This window comes from Macrococcus psychrotolerans (assembly GCF_038095555.1).
GTDB lineage: Bacteria > Bacillota > Bacilli > Staphylococcales > Staphylococcaceae > Macrococcoides > Macrococcoides psychrotolerans.
Window position 1 is genome coordinate 1,383,181 of sequence record NZ_CP124591.1, and the last position, 18,033, is coordinate 1,401,213.

Genomic DNA, 18,033 nt, shown 5'->3' on the forward strand with positions numbered 1-18,033 from the left:
TTAAGTTAATGATAAATATACATTACTTATCATAATTTTTCAAGCTTATTTTTTTAGACGAATCTCATCTACAATAGACCAGATGAAATCATCACGATCGATTGTCTTAGATTCTTTCTTACCATATTGACGAACGTTCACTTCATTATGCTCAATTTCTTTATCTCCTACAACAATCTGATAAGGAACTTTATGCATCTGAGCTTCACGAATCTTGTATCCCATCTTTTCTTCGCGGTCATCGATATGACAACGGACACCTTGTGATTTCAGTTCATCATAGAGTTTACGCGCGTAGTCATAATGTACCTCATTTGAAACTGGGATAATCTCAAGCTGATTAGGCGCTAACCATAATGGATAGGCTCCTTTATACTCCTCAGTTAAGAAAGCAACGAAGCGCTCCATCGTAGAGATCACACCACGGTGGATTACTACTGGACGATGTTTCTCACCATCACTACCGATATATTCCAGATCAAATCGTTCTGGTAATAAGAAATCCAGCTGTACAGTTGAAAGTGTCTCCTCTTTACCTAAAGCTGTTTTAACCTGTACATCTAATTTAGGACCATAGAATGCGGCTTCTCCTGGCGCCTCCTCATAATCCAGTCCCATTTCATCTACCGCTTCTTTAAGCATCAATTGTGCACGTTCCCACATTTCATCATCCTGGAAGTACTTTTCAGTATCTTCTGGATCACGATAACTTAGACGGAACTTATAGTCTTGGAACTTAAAGTCTTTATACACATCGATAACAAGCTGAACGACGCGAATAAATTCTTCTTTAATCTGGTCAGGACGAACGAATATATGCGCATCATTCAATGTCATACCACGCACACGCTGTAACCCGCTTACCGCTCCACTCGCTTCATAGCGATGCATCATACCAAGTTCTGCGATACGTATTGGTAATTCACGATATGAATGTGGTTTATTCTTGTATACCATCATATGGTGTGGACAGTTCATCGGGCGTAGTACAAGCGCTTCGTTGTCCATTTCCATCGGAGGGAACATATCTTCTTGATAATGATCCCAGTGACCACTCGTCTTATACAGATCAACCGATCCCATAATCGGTGTGTATACATGATCATAACCAAGTGCAACTTCTTTATCCACGATATAACGCTCTAATTCACGTCGAATTGTTGCACCATTTGGTAACCATAACGGTAAACCTGCACCTACAAGCTGATTTGTTGTAAAGAGCTCCAGCTCCTTACCGATTTTACGATGATCACGTTCTTTGCGTTCTTCAAGAATCTTCAGATGTGCTTTCAGCGCTTTTTTATCGAAGAATGCAGTACCATAAATACGCTGCAGCATCTTGTTATCTGCATCACCTCTCCAATACGCACCAGCAGTTGATAATAGCTTGAATTCTTTTATCTTAGCAGTTGAAGGCACATGCACACCTCGACAAAGATCTGTAAACTCTCCTTGCGAATAGATAGTGACATTCTCATCTTCAGGGATTGCATCGATTAGTTCCTGTTTGTATGGATCATCAGCGAAAATCTTCTTCGCTTCTTCACGACTGACAACACGTCTCTCAATCTTGATATTCTCTCCGACAATTTGTCGCATCGTCTTTTCAATTTCAGGTAGGTCTTCACTAGAGATCTTATGCTCTGTATCGATATCATAGTAGAAACCTTCTTCAATAACAGGACCTACACCGAAATGCACATTACCATACATACGCTTTAGCGCTTGAGCCATTAAATGGGCAGTTGAATGACGTAATACTTCAATACCTTCAGGAGACTCAGGCGTGATGATTTCGATGTCTCCATCTGTTTCAAGTGCTGTTGATAAATCAACCATTTGTCCATTAAATTTTCCTGCTAAAGCTTTCTTCTTTAAACCAGGACTGATTGAACCTGCAATATCTTCAGTTGTAACGCCAGCCTCAAAACTTTTTACATTACCATCTGGAAATTTAATATTAATTTCACTCATTCAAAACGCCTCACTTTTTTATTTTATTTTAAACAACAAAAAGACCCCATCCCAAAAGGGACGAAGTCTATTCGCGGTACCACCCTAATTACTGATTGCTCAGCAACTCTACATAAGATAACGGTCTTGAGCCGGATAGCGATTAACTATCATGAACATAAGGGAGTAACAAATGATCTTAAATGCTGATTCTCACCACCATCAGCTCTCTATAAATTAAGGAATCATCGTCTTATCCTTATGATGTTATTCATATAGACGAACATTTCTGTTGTTTGTTACCTAATATTATACACATATTGTCGGGATTTTCAAATTTTATTTTTCACGTCTATAGTTTTTACCTGATAACATATAAGCATCACTTAATGTCTCGATGCGCTCCATAATACGCATTGCTTTCGTCTGTTCAGCACCATGCTTTGTCATTGATAAATGATGAGATAATTCTTTGAAATCGAAATTTGAACTAAAGAATGTCGGCATATTGTTCATCATACGGTGGTTGAGAATAGGTCCAAGCACTTCATCACGTACCCATGGCGTCAAATCTTCTGCACCGATATCATCCAGCATAAGTACAGGCGTATTTTTCACACGGTTAAGCCGTTCGTTATATGTACCATCACTGAAGCCATTTTTAAGTTCTCGAATAAACTCAGGAAAATACAGGAGCGTCGTATAAATATAGCGTTCCTTCAGTTCGTTGGCAATCGCACCCAGTATAAACGACTTACCTGTGCCGAAAGGACCGTGAATATACATCCCTTTCGTATCATTACCTCTTGCGATATCACGACAAATGATGTTTGCTTGACGCACGATATCGATACGCGTTTTATCATCTAAATGTATCTGTGCAAGCTTTGCATTTAGTACGTCCTTCGGCATGTGGATTGCAGTAATAAACTGTTTCATCTTCTGAGCTTCATCATGAGCGAGTTTAGATGGACAAGGGAGGTGCTTAATCTTAATTTTATTGTTTTCAACATACAGTTCAGGCGTATGTCCTGGTACAAAGTTCTTACACTTACTGTAAGATTCGCATGCATCGCACATCTTTGAAGAATCTTTATATTCTTGTAGTACAGATAAATCATTATCGATCATCTTATCTGTTATGTGATTCTCTTTAATAAACTGCTTAATATCAGGTTCTTTAATCGTTTCTTCTTTTATTGCCTCAATACGTTTAAATATATCGCTGTTCGTATGCAGTATCGAACCCATATGTTTCATCATTTATCCTCCTCCCATGATTGATTTAATTCTTCTAATAACTTCTGTCTTTCCTTTTCCAGGTCAATATTATCTGTATCCTCTTTAACTGCTGGCTGTTGTTCTTCAAGCAGCCATTTCGGTGTCAGTTCTCTTTGCACCGTATTATTCTTTTTATAGTGATTTGCTTTATTATACAATTTCTCCTGCTTCTTCTGTTCAAATGACTTCACATACTTGTAGGCTGCTTCACTGTTCGATAGCTTCTGTTTCTTCCAGTTTGAAGCAATCTCTTCGATATAACTCTGCGGCAGTTTCATATCATTTGTAAACATGACATACTGCAATAATATATTCATTACACCAAATGGCAGTTGCTCGCGTTCTAATATTGATTCAATCATACGCTTTTGTTTAATTGTCGGTTCAGACTTACTAAATGAAGTAAGCATATCTATCGGACTTGTCGTGTCCATCAATTCAAACCAGGTCAGTTTCGTTTCTGGCGCGTCATCTTTTACCTGCTGAGGTGTTAACTGCGGTAATTGGCCGTCATGTTCAATCTGATAGAAGTCCCGGGCATTCTTACGTAAATCTTCATGTGAAATTTGCTGGTCACTCGTCAGTGATTTCAAAATGATGCCGCGCATATCATGTGCTGCGATATCGTACAGTGTCGCTAGCTGAACAATTAAGTTACGCGTCGCTTTCGGCAGTTGACTTTTCGTGATTAAATTCTGTGCGAGCAGCATCTCCAGTAAATCAAAATCAAACGTATACTTTGGTGAACGGGTATTCCGAGCGATTCATGCTGCTTTACCAGATATTCATTTCCTTCAAAAATAGCCTTTTCCGGAGATTTCGGTGTACCAAATACATCCATGTACTTACTTGACACATCTTGATAACCGTCCAGATTTAACGTTTCATTACAGAACCTTGACTTTAGCTGCTGATATCTCGGCTTACCTACTTGCTGGAACAAGAATACAGAGAGCATTGGATCATTAAAGAACTGAGATGGCATGACGGGTGCAATGAGTTTATAGACAAACTTCTGATTATCTTCAATACGCATATATGTTTTCAGTAGTCCAATTGCTTCTAAACGTTTACGTATTACTTCAAAGTGCGCTAAGTTCATCTTTAATTCACTTAAAATAACATAATGATTGATGACGTCGCTTGTCTGATCATAACCTGTGAGAAACTGACGCATAAACTGATAGACGCCAATACATTCAACTCCGATTAGGGGTGTATATAATGTAGTTAGTACATCTTCAGTAACTTGTGTTGCAACATAGTTGCTGATAACGATAAACTCATCGGTTCCATTCAATTCAGTAAAATAACGCTCCATCTTTGCACCTACTTTTTATTCTTTTCATTGAGTATATCACTCATCGTACGGAGCAACTGATCGACGTCTTTAAATTCTTTGTAGACAGAGGCAAAGCGTACGTAAGACACTTGATCCAGTTGCATCAGGTGCTCCATTACAATTTCACCGATATCGACAGATGAAATTTCAGACTGCCCTTTTTCTCTTAATGCATTCTCCACTGCATCCGTAATCTGTTCGAGAGATTCGTACGGAACAGGACGCTTTTCACATGCACGCACAAGACCATGTACAATTTTATCACGATTAAAGGCTTGTCTTGTTCCATCTTTTTTCACGACAATCAAAGGCTGTAGTTCTATGCGTTCAAACGTTGTGAAACGTGTACCACACTGTTCACATTCACGACGTCTTCTGATCGCATTCATATCGTCTGCATGTCTTGAATCAACGACCTTCGATTGATTAAAGCTGCATTTTGGACATTTCAAGACACTCACCTCATTTATATTTATTTCTCAATTATACATTATCATGTTTATTTACTAAACATTTAAGTTTACACTTGCTACAATTGGATAATCTACCAATAAACCAAAGAAAGGAATGAACAAATGAGACCTCATTATATTCATCTGTCAAAACGAGAAGAAGGAAACCCTGTAAATAAGCTGAGAGAAAGTTTCAACCACAGAAATGAAACGATTCTTTACCTTAAAGATCCGGTCGGCATTGTATTCATCGGAGATTCCATTACAGATTACTGGGACCTTGATAGCTATTTCGCGTTACATAATGGTAAACGTATTATTAACCGCGGTATCGGTAATGATCGTTCTCAGTGGGTACGCGAACGTTTTGTTGCGGATGCCATTCAGCTGAAACCTGACTGGATTGTATTAGCCATCGGTATCAATAACACGAAAGAACTTGATGATGATCAAACTGAAGCCAACCAGATACACATCAAGACACGTATTTTAGAAGATATTGAAGCAATGGTTATTATGGCTAAAGCCAAGAATATTAATATTGCTGTAGCAACACTCACTTCAACGAATCGTCCACAGCTCGACGGATTTATTACGCGTTCTAAACTTGTTAAGGCAATCAACCTGGAAATAGTTCGGCTGTGCATAAAACATGATGCACAATTTATTGATTACTACACAATGATGACTGAAACTAAAGAAGGTATCGACTACTTACGCAATGAACTTACTGATGACGGTCTCCACCCTCACGTACTCGGTTATGATAGGATGGCGGACACGCTCGTAAAGACATTGCCATATCCAATACAATTGAAAACTAATAAAAAGGAGAAATAGGTATCATACCTGTTTCTCCTTAATTTAATAATTTAAGTCCAATGGTACACCCTAGTATAATCGCGATACATAATATTCTAAGCGGATGTCTTGATTCATTGTAAAAGATAATGCCGAGCAATGTCCCGCCAACAGCACCGATACCAGTCCATATCGCGTATGCTGTACTCATCGTAATCCCTGCTAAAGATAAGGACAGGAAGTAAAGACTAATTCCAAACGTAATAACCAGCAATAAAATATAGAGACGCTTACCAGACTTACTGTACATATTCATCCATAATACGCCGAGCATCTCACACAATCCTGCAATGATAAGAAATATCCAGTACATCATACGCTCTCCTCCTCAGTAGCAACCTTTAAGCCGATAACACCTATGATAAGCATTGTAATCAGCACTACTTTCGGCCAGCCAAATGGCACTTCATACACCGCTACATCAACAATCGTGACAAGCGTCGCACCAAGTCCGACGAATATCGCATAAGCTGTGCCCACAGGTAAATATTTAGTTGCATTTAGCAATAAATAAAAACTGCATGTCACACTCACTAGAGTGAGTATCCATTCGACCGCACTGTCTGCGTGTGCAAGTCCTATAACCCATCCTGTCTCAAACAGTGCTGCAATTATTAATTTTATCCAGTTCATAAATACCTCCTTGATTCAACACCTACCTAACATAACATAAAACGCCGCCCAATTAAATTGGACGGCGTTATTCAAGGAAACTATTTATTTAACTGTTCACCCATTAATCCTGCAAGTTCTACAACGCGAGTAGAGTAACCCCATTCGTTGTCATACCATGATAATACTTTAACCTTTGAACCTTCCATAACGATCGTTGAGAGCCCATCTACGATAGAGCTATGTGGATTCGTATTGAAATCCACTGATACTAACGGCTCGTATGTTACATCTAAGATGCCTTTAAGTTCATTATCAGCTGCATCTTTAAATGCTTTATTTAATTCTTCGACTGTGACTTCTTTTTCTAAATCTACAACTAAGTCGACTAACGAAACATTCGTTGTTGGTACACGTAACGCCATTCCATGAAGTTTACCTTGTAGTTCCGGTAATACTAGAGACAATGCTTTTGCAGCCCCTGTAGAAGTTGGAATAATACTTTGGGCACATGCACGGGCACGACGTAAATCTTTATGTGGGTTATCTAAATTCTTCTGGTCATTCGTATATGCATGAACTGTCGTCATTAAACCATTCTTAATACCGAATTTATCATTCAATACTTTAGCAACTGGTGCTAGACAGTTTGTTGTACATGAAGCGTTCGAAATAACATCATATTTCTCAACATCTAACTGTGCACAGTTCACTCCACGCACGATGGTCTGAACATTACCTTTACCCGGAGCAGTAAGTAGTACTTTCTTAGCGCCAGCTTTAATATGTGCAGCAGCTTTCTCTGCATCGTTAAACTTACCAGTCGCTTCGATAACGATATCAATATTCATATCTTTCCATGGTAATAATTCCGGATTACGTTCAGATACGAGTTCAATCTTCTTACCATCCACAAGTAAACCATTTTCAGTTGGTTCAATATCAAGTTCAAACTTACCATGAGTAGTATCATATTTCGTTAAATGAGCTAATGTTTCAGGCGGGTAGCTCGCATTGATTGCTACTACCTCTAAATTATCATCTAATAATGCTGCACGAAATACCATTCTGCCAATTCTTCCTAGCCCATTAATCGCTACTCTTGTTTTCATTAAATAATCTCCCCTTCAAAGTGTTATACTAATACTTAGAAATAGTATAACACAATGAAAGCGCTTGTGAAGAGCATTTTCTGCAAATTAAAAAATTTGAATTTTTCGAAAATTTATATCTATTTATAGTGTTTGATTAACGTATCTAACTGTTGATATAGTGCCTCTAAATCACGACAATTATCAATGACGATATCCGCTTTATTTCGCTTTTCATCCATCGACATCTGACTACTGATACGTGCATCTGCTTCTGACTCTGAAAGTTCATTTCGTTTCATCAGACGCATTTTTTGTATATCGTATGACACATATACAACCCATACTTCATCGATAGTATGTTCCAGCTTATTTTCATATAAAAGTGGTATATCCATAACTACCACCTTGCCTTCGGAAAGTGCGGCAGCTTTCTCTTCATCCATCAGACGTCGTACGATTGGGTGAACAATTTGATTTAAATTATCACGCTGTGCCTTATCGTTAAAGATGATCGTACCTAGTGCTTTACGATTTAATGTCCCATCTTCATTCAGCACTCCTGGAAATGTTTCAGCAACTCTTCTTAATCCTTCGGTTCCTTTTTCTACAGCCTGCCTTGCCGCAATATCTGCATCAATTACAGCGAATCCATTCTCTTTCAGATAATTTGCTACTGTTGACTTACCACTGGCAATACCACCTGTTAAACCTATAACTGTCATAGCTCCTCCTATTTCTGGCAATGTGTACAATAATGTGTATTACGTGTAGCTATCACTTTCGTCTTAATTTCATTACCGCATGTTCCACAAATTTTTTTACCATAAACTTTAAACCTATTTTGCATCATTCCACTTTCACCTTGTGCATTTCGGTAATCTGAGATGGTCGAGCCCCCATATAGAATGCCTTCATTCAGCACATCGACAATATGTTCATACAGTAATGTACGTCTTTTTTCGCTTAATGATTTCACTTTTATATTCGGATTAATCCGTGCATTATGCAGTGCTTCACATGCATAGATATTTCCACATCCACTGACAACCGAATGCAGCATGATGACTTGCTTAATCGGTTTATCCTGATATTTCTGCAAGTGCAGTGCACTGATATAATGTGCTCGACCTTCTTCATTAAATGGTTCTGGTGCAATCGCTGCATCGAAGTGTGCAAACTGTGATTCATCTAACATTCTCAGTTCACCAAACCTTCTAATATCTGAATATACCAGCTTCATCGAACTGCTCAATGTAAAAGTGACATGCCAATGTTTTTTGTAGTTCGGTACCGTAATGTCATCGATAGACGGTACGACAAAGTATGCGCCGGTCATTCCAAGATGACCGACCATATAACGGTTCCCATCCTTTCCTTTTAACTTGAAGATAATATATTTACTGCGACGCATCACACTTTCGATATGAGTGTCAATACATCGTTCCTTAAATGCATCTAGGGAAAGCCCTTTAATAATCGTCTCTTTACCCTGTGTCTTTCCATTTAATACAGCATCTGAAAAGTGGACATCAATAATTTGTTCTCCTGTGATATGTGGTTCAATACCACGCTTCACATGTTCAACTTCTGGTAATTCCGGCATAACTCCTCCTACTTTGCTTCGTACCAGCTTTCACCTGAATCATATTCAACTTCAAGCGGTACTTTTAATTCCAATGCATTTTCCATTACATGTTTTACAAATAAGCTGAAAGCATCAAGCTCATCTTTTGGCACTTCAAAAATAAGCTCATCGTGTACTTGTAGTAACAATTTAGCTTTAAAGTCAGTTTCTTTCACTTGTTCGTTATAATGTACCATTGCGAGTTTAATGATATCTGCTGCACTTCCTTGAATCGGTGTATTCATCGCAGTACGTTCAGCAAATCCTCTTAAATTAAAGTTTCTGCTCGTAATATCTGGGATATAGCGACGTCGATTAAGCAATGTCGTAACGTAACCCTGCTGCTTAGCTTCCTGAATAATATCATGCATATACGCTTTAACTTCCGGAAAACTTTCAAGATAGTTATCAATAAATGCTTGTGCGTCTTTTCGAGTAATACCTAAACTTTGACTTAGTCCATAATCACTGATTCCATACACAATCCCGAAGTTTACAGCTTTTGCCTGACGCCTCATATCGCTTGTTACTTCTTCTTTTTCAACATTAAAGACTTTCATCGCAGTCTTCGTATGAATATCAATGCCTTGATTGAAAGCTTCAAGCATACCTTTATCTCCAGTAATATGTGCGAGTACTCGAAGTTCAATCTGAGAATAGTCTGCAGCAAATATTACAGAGTTCGGTTCACTTGGTACGAATGCTTTTCTTATTTTTCTACCTTCATCTAGTCTTACAGGAATGTTCTGCAAGTTAGGGTCAATAGATGACAGACGTCCAGTTTGAGCAATAACCTGGTTGAAGCGTGTATGGATCTTATCGTCGTCTCCAATCAACTTCTGCAATCCTTCTACATAAGTTGACTGCAGTTTAGATAGCGTTCTATAGAGTAATATATCTTCAATGATCGGATGTTTTCCTGCTAATGACTCAAGAACATCCACAGCTGTAGAATATCCTGTCTTCGTCTTTTTCTTCTTCGGTGAATCTAGCTTTAAATCTTCAAATAATACGACACCAAGCTGCTTTGGAGAATTGATATTAAATGTGCTGCCTGCATGTTCATGAATACGCGTGATCAGTTCATCTAAGCGGCTTTGAATTTCCTGCTGCATCTCCTGAAGTGTCTGCTTATTTACTTTAATTCCCTGCATCTCCATATCTGCGAGAACAAGTGAAAGTGGCAGTTCGAGCGTTGTTAACAGTTCAAGCTGCTTAAGTTCATTTAATTTTCTAATCTGAAGCGCTGATACCTCATGGATTGCATTTACTTCAGATGCAATATGTTTAAATAAATCCATGCGTTCAGGTATGTGCATCTTAGCACCTTTTCCGAAGATCATTTCATCTGATTCCACATAATTAATACCTTGCATTTGCGCACTTTGAGCAACATCTATTATTTTCAAAGCTGGATCGAGTAAATAAGATGCGAGCATCACACAGTGCTCAATCCCTTTAATCTCTATATCCAGTCTATTGAATAAAACTTTTGTTTCCTTTGCATCATAGACATATTTTTTTGTAGCTTCATTTTGCAGTGCATTGATGAATGTTTCATTTTGGGTGATTTCATCAGGGTGAATAACAAATGTATGTCCTTCTACCAATATCCCTACCCCAATAATTTCATTCTTTAAATAATTATCCTGAAAACATCGAATACGAATATCCATAGATTCAACATTCGAGAAATCAAATGTACTAAACTGATTGCTTATTTCAATTGTTTTCTCTTCAGTAATTTGAGTTTCAGCGTCAATATTATCTAACTTTTGCTTAAAGTCTAGCTCCTGAAATAGTGCGATCTTCTTACTGTCATCTTTTTCAGGGAGCAGTGTATCATTTAAATTTACTGCAATCGGTGCATCAGTATTAATCGTCGCCAGCTGCTTACTCATTAATGCGTCATCTTTATGATTTGTTAAGTTCTCATTTAATTTCTTACCTTTAATATGTTCCAGATTATCAAGCACCGCTTCAACCGTACCATATTCATGTAGTAATTTAAGTGCAGTCTTTTCTCCTACGCCAGGGACACCGGGAATGTTATCTGACTTATCCCCCATCAACCCTTTTAAATCGATTATTTTCTCTGGTTCAAATCCATATAGCTCCTGAATAAACTGCGGTGTATATTTATCAATATCTGTAACTCCTTTTTTTGTATAGTAGACTGTCACATAATCACTTGCAAGCTGCGTTAGATCTCGGTCCCCAGTAACGATGACTGTCTCTAACTTATTTTCTGTTGCTTGTTTTGCAAGCGTTCCGATAATATCGTCTGCTTCATACATATCCTGCTCATAATGCTTGATTTGATAAGCCTCTGCGAGTTTACGAATATAAGGAAACTGTTCACTTAATTCTGAAGGTGTCTTTTGACGTCCTCCTTTATAGTCTTTATACATCTCATGGCGAAACGTTGTCTTACCCGCATCAAATGCGATTAAAAAATGTGTAGGTTGTTCTTCCTTAATCAACTTATCTAAAATAAGCGTGAAACCATATATTGCATTCGTATGTAAATTGGATTGATTTTTTAATAGAGGTAAGGCATAGAATGCACGAAAAGCAATGCTGTTACCATCAATCAATATTAGTTTATCAGCCATAATATCCTCCTGAACTGTAGTAATCATAGTTTAACATAAATCACGCACAAAAACGCCCGACACATATGTACCAAGCGTTCAAGCTTCAAAATGAAAGCGTCTTTTTATATTATATGTGATAATAGTTAAACTAGAGTAAACAAAAATAAATCTTATATTAATAAATAAACTGCTTTAATTTTATTCTGAAAGTCGAACCTTTTCCAAGCTCGCTTTCTACATCGATTTCACCATTAAACACTTCAATGATATGTTTAACAATTGCAAGACCTAACCCTGTTCCGCCAGAGTCCCTGCTTCTTGCTTTATCTACGCGATAGAACCTCTCAAATATTCTTGTTATTTCCTCAGGTGCAATACCAATCCCCTGATCAATAATTTCAACGATACATTCATCCGCCTTGAGATATACCTTTACTGTAATTTCTGCATCCTCTGGCGAGTAATTGATTGCATTTGAAAGTAGATTGATCATAACCTGCTTAAGCTTGCTCGGTTCTGCCAGGACAAAAAGATTTTTTTCAAGCTCGAGATTAAATTTAATATTCTTCTTCTCAGCAAGCGGATATACAACTTCCACACTATTAAATACTTTCTGAGGTAAATTTACTTTCACCATATTAAAGTGATTTGCCTGCTCAATTTTAGACAGTTCGAGCAGCTCACTTACAAGCACCTGGATTCGATTAGATTCTTTCAGAATAATATCTAAAAACATCTCGAGCGTATTCTTATCTTCTTTTGCACCGTCTAGTAATGTCTCTGTAAATCCTTTTATACTCGTAATCGGTGTTTTTAGTTCATGCGAAACATTTGCAACGAAATCCTTCCTCATCTGTTCTAGTGTCTTTAACTGTGTAATATCATGCAGCACAATGACAATCCCTTCAATCCTTTTACGTTTCTTGGATAATACAGGCACAACTGCCGCGTCAAAATATTTTTTATGGACGTTCACATTATGTTCAATTGTTTCATTGATGGGTTTCTCTGTTGCAATCGCTTCTTTAATCATACGTTTTACATCTTTATGCTCTATTACAGTGTCATAATGAGCTTTCTTTATTTTATTACCACGATTAAAGAAATTTAAAAATGTTTCATTGGCTATAACAACTTCACCGTAGCTATTGACAAGCAAAGTAGCGGAAGGAATATTCTGTAATGTCGTCTCCAGACGATTACGCTGAAGCTTCTGTTCATTCATAAAGTCTTGCAATGTTCTAGCCAATATATTCATACTGATAAACAGGTCCTTAGTCTCAGTGACATTACTCTCTGGAACACGTACTTTGTAGTTTCCGCTTGCCAGTAATTTAGAAGCGTAAGTCACTTCTTTTATTGGTTGAATATAGCTTTTATTGATGTACCTCACGATAAAATAGAGAATAGGAAGCAACATCAATAACATTAACCCGATATATTTCCATATACTTCTGTTTAAAATGGTCAGAATTCGGTTTTCCTGTATTAAATAGATGACAGTATCTTTTGTTGTCGTTTTAAGGATGCTCTGTTTATCTTCAGAATCGTATCGAAACTCATTCGCTTCACTTTCACCTGTCGTATATCTCGATAGTGCAGCTTCAAAGTGGTCGGGAGAAAAACCTTGTGTAACATACAGCGGTTTATTACCTTGCATGACTAATATTTGATAACTTCGCTCGTCATCAAAAGTGGCTGCGATCATGTTGAAATCTTGATGTTCAGCCAAAGACTGTATTATTTTTGCATCTTGTGCCATCGTACGTTTCATCGATACTTTCATATCATTTGAGATAGAGGTCGTAATAAACATGCCGACTAAAAGAAAGCTTACAACAATCATTGTTGTAAGCATGATGAGTAACTTTCTTTGAAAACTAATCATTTCGTTTCGGGTAATCCAGTTTATAGCCTAGACCACGTACAGTTTTAATGTATTGTGGCTGCTTTGGATTTTCTTCTATTTTCTCTCTCAAATGACTGATATGAACATCAACGATACGTGAATCACCAGCAAATTCATAGTTCCATACTGAATTCAGCATATGTTCACGTGTAATCACACGCCCTTGTCGTTCTATCAAATAGATTAATAATTCGAATTCCTTTGGCGTCAGATCAATCAGTTCGCCATTACGATACGCTTCAAAATGTTCTGGCAATATTTTAAGCTTACCAATGATTATTTCTTTGTTTTCTTTTTCAGACTCGTGTTGTCTTAATGCCTGAGATCGTCTCAAAATTGCCTTTAACCTTGCTGTGACTTCCCTAGGAGAAAATGGTTTCGTCATATAATCATCCGCGCCAAGCTCTAAACCAAGTACCTTATCAAATTCATCATCCTTTGCTGTAAGCATCAGAATAGGCACTTGATTCTTTTCACTACGGACTGCTTTACAGACTTCTACACCGTCCATCTTAGGTAACATAAGATCAAGAACAACAATATCCGGATCTTCAGAAAATATTTTACTTAAACCTTCTTCCCCATCGAAAGCTGTTATCACTTCAAAACCTGATTGCTCAAGATTATATTGTAATAACATCACAATCGACTGTTCATCATCTACTACTAATACTTTCTGACTCATCCTATCCCTCCAAGACCATATATACAACTATATTATATATTACAGTAAATATATATGGCTACACCTGATCAACAAACTTCACAAACTCGTATAAAAGTTTACAATAAATTAATAAATCACTTCAAGACGCGCATGACATCTCTCACTGCCTCAGCAGACTGATGAAATGCGGACTGTTCTTCAGCAGTTAATTCAAACGTTACGATGCGTTCAACACCATTCTCCCCAAGTAATACAGGCACTCCGATATACACATCACTTTCATTGTACTCGCCGTTTAAATATGCAATCGCAGGCAGAATGCGTTTCTTATCAAGAATTATTGCCTCAGCCATTTCAACCATAGCAGCTGCAGGAGCATAATATGCTGAACCATCGCCTAAAAGCTGAACAATTTCAGCTCCTCCTTTGCGTGTTCTATCGACAATAGAATCAATTGTAACCTTATCCATAATTTCAGTAAGCGGAACTCCACCTGCATCAGCATGCTGTATTAAAGGAACCATCGTATCTCCGTGACCTCCGAGTACGACGCCATGCACGTCTTCTATTGAAATGTTAAGTTCAGAAGCAACAAATGTTCTGAATCTTGCAGTATCAAGGACACCAGACTGGCCTATGACACGTTCATGCGGAAAGCCAGTCACTTGTTGTACTGTGTAAGTCATCGCATCTACTGGATTTGTGAGCACGATAACAATTGCATTAGGGGCATATACTTTTATCTGCTCTCCAACCTCTGTCATCACCTGCTGATTAGTCTGTACAAGGTCATCACGTGTCATACCTGGCTTACGTGCGACCCCTGCAGTAACCATAATGATATCCGAGTCTTTAATATCTTCGTAATGACTTGTTGCAGAGACTGAAATACTACTGTTGAAAATGGCAGCTGACTGAAGTATATCTAGCGCTTTCCCTTTTCCTTTATCCAGATTACGTGCAAGATCTACAAGCATAACATCTGCAAATCCTTTTTGTGCTACGATAAATGCTGCTGTAGCTCCGGTGAATCCACTTCCAATTATGCTGATTTTCTTTCTCATATGATGTCCTCCTAAAAAAAGCAGTTAAATGAATAAATTCAAATAACTGCTTCTGTTGATTACATATTTTTAATCAGTTCGTCTGCAAAGGCACCACATTTAACTTCTGTTGCACCTTCCATTAATCGCGCAAAGTCATAAGTAACTACTTTAGAAGCAATCGTTTTCTCCATAGATTTCGTAATGAGGTCTCCTGCTTCTTTCCATCCTAAATGCTCAAGCATCAATACTCCGCTTAAAATCACAGACGATGGATTAACTTTATCTAATCCAGCATACTTAGGTGCTGTTCCGTGCGTAGCTTCAAATATTGCATGTCCTGATTCATAGTTAATATTCGCACCAGGTGCAATTCCGATACCACCTACTTGAGCAGCAAGCGCATCAGAAATATAATCACCGTTTAAGTTCATCGTTGCAACAACATCAAATTCCGCTGGGCGCGTTAAAATTTGTTGTAAGAAGATATCAGCGATAGAATCTTTAATTAATATTTTACCTGCATCTAAAGCCGCTTCCTGTGCTTTATCAGCCGCTTCTGTACCATCTGCTTCTTTAATCTTGTCATATTCAGACCAAGTAAATACTTTATCACCGAATTCACGCTCTGCTAAATCATAACCCCACTGTTTAAACGCACCTTCAGTAAATTTCATGATATTCCCTTTATGGACTAATGTTACAGACTTACGTCCTTCAGTAATTGCATAATTGATTGCAGCACGTACTAGACGTTCTGTACCTTCTTTAGAAACAGGTTTAATACCAATACCTGATGTTTCTGGGAAACGAATATTTTTCGCACCCATTTCATTTTGTAAGAAATCAATAACTTTCTTAACTTCTTCTGAACCTTCCTTGAATTCAATACCTGCATAGATATCTTCAGTGTTTTCACGGAAGATAACCATATCTGTATCTTCTGGACGCTTAACTGGTGAAGGTACACCTTCAAAGTAACGCACCGGACGAAGACAAGTGAAAAGATCAAGCTCTTGACGTAAAGCAACATTTAAAGAACGAATACCTCCGCCGATTGGCGTTGTTAAAGGCCCTTTAATTGCAATTAAGTACTCATCAATCACATCTAACGTTTCTTGTGGTAACCATTCACCCGTTGCATCAAATGCTTTTTGACCAGCAAGTACTTCTTTCCATTCAATCTTCTTTTCTCCGTTGTATGCTTTTTCAACTGCTGCATCTAACACGCGGCTCGCTGCATTCCATATATCTGGACCTGTTCCATCACCAATGATAAATGGAACTACAGGATGATTTGGTACGTTTAATACTCCATTAGAATTTGTAATTTTATCTGCCATTATATATTCCTCCATATTTGTATTTTATCGTTCCTCAACTGGTACATACTTACGGCCAACTTCACCGATATAGTTTGCACGCGGACGAATGATACGGTTATCATTATATTGCTCAAGAATATGAGCAATCCAGCCAGATGTACGACTTACTGCAAAGATTGGTGTAAATAGATCATGTTCGATACCCATTGAGTGATAAACCGTTGCTGAGTAGAAATCAACGTTTGGTAATAACCCTTTTTTCTCCTTTAATAAATCAGCAATTTTAACTGACATTTCGAAAAGTTCTTTATGCCCAGTTTCGTCTGTAATCTTACAAGACATCTCTTTTAAATATTTAGCACGTGGATCTCCGTTTTTATACACACGGTGACCAAATCCCATAATCTTTTCTTTATTCTCAATTTTTTTATTGATATAGTCTTCAACATTATCGATTGAACCGATTTCACTCAACATCTTCATAACTTGTTCGTTTGCACCACCGTGAAGCGGCCCCTTTAGTGCACCAGCTGCAGCAACGACACCTGAATACATATCAGATAATGTAGATACAGCGACACGTGCCGTAAACGTAGACGCATTCAGTTCATGATCGGCATGAAGAATCAATGCTTTGTTGAAGCCTTCCTCCTGAATTGCTGTTGGTTCCTCACCAAATAACATATAAAGGAAGTTCGCTGCATAGCTTAATTCTTTCTTTGGTTTAACCACTTCTTTTCCTTGACGAACTCGTGCAAATGCAGCAACAAGCGATGCTACTTTTGCCTGAATACGAATCGCTTTATCCATATGTGCATCTTCATTGAACTCATCAGCACGTGGATCGAAATGAGCAAGGTATGACAATGAAGTACGAAGTCCTGTCATTGGATGCACAGCATCCGCAGTATAATCTTCGAAATGACTATACATTCTTGGGTGTAGATTCATATATTCGATAAGCTGAGATTTTAAATTTTCTAGTTCTTCTTTATTCGGTAATCTGAAATTCCAAAGTAAGAAGATTACTTCTTCAAACGATGCATTTTCAGTTAAGTCATCAATTTCATAACCTGCATATGTCAGTTGATCCCCAACAATCGAACTCACTTTTGTGTTCGAAGCTATAATACCTTCAAGCCCTTTAACTAATTCTGCCATTTCTATTTCCCCTTTACAACAAAATTTTGCTATGCCCAATGTAACGGCTTTCACACTTCATATTATAGCTAATTGTCTTTATTTTGTGAATGATTATGAATTATAGTAGTTT

The 18,033-nt window shown here is 37.8% G+C and carries 17 protein-coding genes; 1 reads left to right on the forward strand and 16 read right to left on the reverse strand.

Annotation, left to right across the window (positions count from 1 at the left end; all coding sequences use genetic code 11):
* Window positions 1–45: 45 nt before the first annotated feature.
* From thrS to nrdR, 5 genes are all read right to left on the reverse strand, one after another.
* A complete protein-coding gene (gene thrS / locus QA539_RS07070) occupies window positions 46–1,974 on the reverse strand; it encodes a threonine--tRNA ligase (RefSeq protein ID WP_283721987.1) in 1,929 nt (642 codons plus the stop codon).
* Between the two features lie 318 nt (window positions 1,975–2,292).
* A complete protein-coding gene (gene dnaI / locus QA539_RS07075) occupies window positions 2,293–3,213 on the reverse strand; it encodes a primosomal protein DnaI (protein WP_219494840.1) in 921 nt (306 codons plus the stop codon).
* Window positions 3,213–3,944 (reverse strand): DnaD domain protein, encoded by a 732-nt coding sequence (locus QA539_RS07080; RefSeq protein WP_419895025.1) that lies wholly within the window; start codon window positions 3,942–3,944, stop codon window positions 3,213–3,215. Before QA539_RS07080 ends, dnaI begins: the two co-directional genes overlap by 1 nt.
* Window positions 3,923–4,555, reverse strand: coding sequence for a hypothetical protein (locus QA539_RS07085; RefSeq protein WP_419895026.1), 633 nt, complete (start codon window positions 4,553–4,555; stop codon window positions 3,923–3,925). Before QA539_RS07085 ends, QA539_RS07080 begins: the two co-directional genes overlap by 22 nt.
* An 8-nt stretch (window positions 4,556–4,563) precedes the next feature.
* A complete protein-coding gene (gene nrdR / locus QA539_RS07090) occupies window positions 4,564–5,028 on the reverse strand; it encodes a transcriptional regulator NrdR (RefSeq protein ID WP_101140221.1) in 465 nt (154 codons plus the stop codon).
* Window positions 5,029–5,151: 123 nt separating this feature from the next.
* On the opposite strand from nrdR, the gene QA539_RS07095 reads away from it, so the two are divergent.
* Window positions 5,152–5,868, forward strand: a complete 717-nt coding sequence (locus QA539_RS07095; protein ID WP_283721988.1) for an SGNH/GDSL hydrolase family protein — start codon at window positions 5,152–5,154, stop codon at window positions 5,866–5,868.
* A gap of 19 nt (window positions 5,869–5,887) precedes the next feature.
* Here the strand turns inward: QA539_RS07095 and QA539_RS07100 are convergent, their stop codons facing one another.
* The 11 genes from QA539_RS07100 to QA539_RS07150 form a co-directional block, all read right to left on the reverse strand.
* Window positions 5,888–6,202, reverse strand: coding sequence for a DMT family transporter (locus QA539_RS07100; protein WP_219494841.1), 315 nt, complete (start codon window positions 6,200–6,202; stop codon window positions 5,888–5,890).
* Window positions 6,202–6,522 (reverse strand): DMT family transporter, encoded by a 321-nt coding sequence (locus QA539_RS07105; protein WP_219492483.1) that lies wholly within the window; start codon window positions 6,520–6,522, stop codon window positions 6,202–6,204. The genes QA539_RS07100 and QA539_RS07105 overlap by 1 nt, the downstream gene beginning before the upstream one ends.
* An 80-nt stretch (window positions 6,523–6,602) precedes the next feature.
* On the reverse strand, window positions 6,603–7,613 hold the full coding sequence (locus QA539_RS07110) for a glyceraldehyde-3-phosphate dehydrogenase (RefSeq protein WP_219492486.1): 1,011 nt from the start codon (window positions 7,611–7,613) through the stop codon (window positions 6,603–6,605).
* Window positions 7,614–7,732: 119 nt separating this feature from the next.
* Window positions 7,733–8,317, reverse strand: a complete 585-nt coding sequence (coaE, locus tag QA539_RS07115) for a dephospho-CoA kinase (protein WP_241427443.1) — start codon at window positions 8,315–8,317, stop codon at window positions 7,733–7,735.
* An 8-nt stretch (window positions 8,318–8,325) separates the two neighbouring features.
* Complete coding sequence (gene mutM, locus QA539_RS07120) at window positions 8,326–9,198, reverse strand: bifunctional DNA-formamidopyrimidine glycosylase/DNA-(apurinic or apyrimidinic site) lyase (protein WP_283721989.1); 873 nt, start codon at window positions 9,196–9,198, stop codon at window positions 8,326–8,328.
* A gap of 8 nt (window positions 9,199–9,206) precedes the next feature.
* Window positions 9,207–11,834 (reverse strand): DNA polymerase I, encoded by a 2,628-nt coding sequence (gene polA, locus QA539_RS07125; RefSeq protein WP_219492494.1) that lies wholly within the window; start codon window positions 11,832–11,834, stop codon window positions 9,207–9,209.
* 157 nt (window positions 11,835–11,991) lie between these two features.
* On the reverse strand, window positions 11,992–13,704 hold the full coding sequence (pnpS, locus tag QA539_RS07130) for a two-component system histidine kinase PnpS (protein WP_219492497.1): 1,713 nt from the start codon (window positions 13,702–13,704) through the stop codon (window positions 11,992–11,994).
* Window positions 13,697–14,410: a response regulator transcription factor gene (locus QA539_RS07135; protein ID WP_219492500.1), complete on the reverse strand. Its 714-nt coding sequence runs from the start codon at window positions 14,408–14,410 to the stop codon at window positions 13,697–13,699. Before QA539_RS07135 ends, pnpS begins: the two co-directional genes overlap by 8 nt.
* A 116-nt stretch (window positions 14,411–14,526) precedes the next feature.
* Entirely contained in the window at window positions 14,527–15,456 is a 930-nt protein-coding gene (mdh, locus tag QA539_RS07140; RefSeq protein ID WP_283721990.1) for a malate dehydrogenase, read from the reverse strand.
* Window positions 15,457–15,515: 59 nt separating this feature from the next.
* Entirely contained in the window at window positions 15,516–16,778 is a 1,263-nt protein-coding gene (gene icd / locus QA539_RS07145) for an NADP-dependent isocitrate dehydrogenase (RefSeq protein WP_219492502.1), read from the reverse strand.
* A gap of 24 nt (window positions 16,779–16,802) precedes the next feature.
* Window positions 16,803–17,921, reverse strand: coding sequence for a citrate synthase (locus QA539_RS07150; protein ID WP_219492505.1), 1,119 nt, complete (start codon window positions 17,919–17,921; stop codon window positions 16,803–16,805).
* Between the last annotated feature and the right edge of the window lie 112 nt (window positions 17,922–18,033).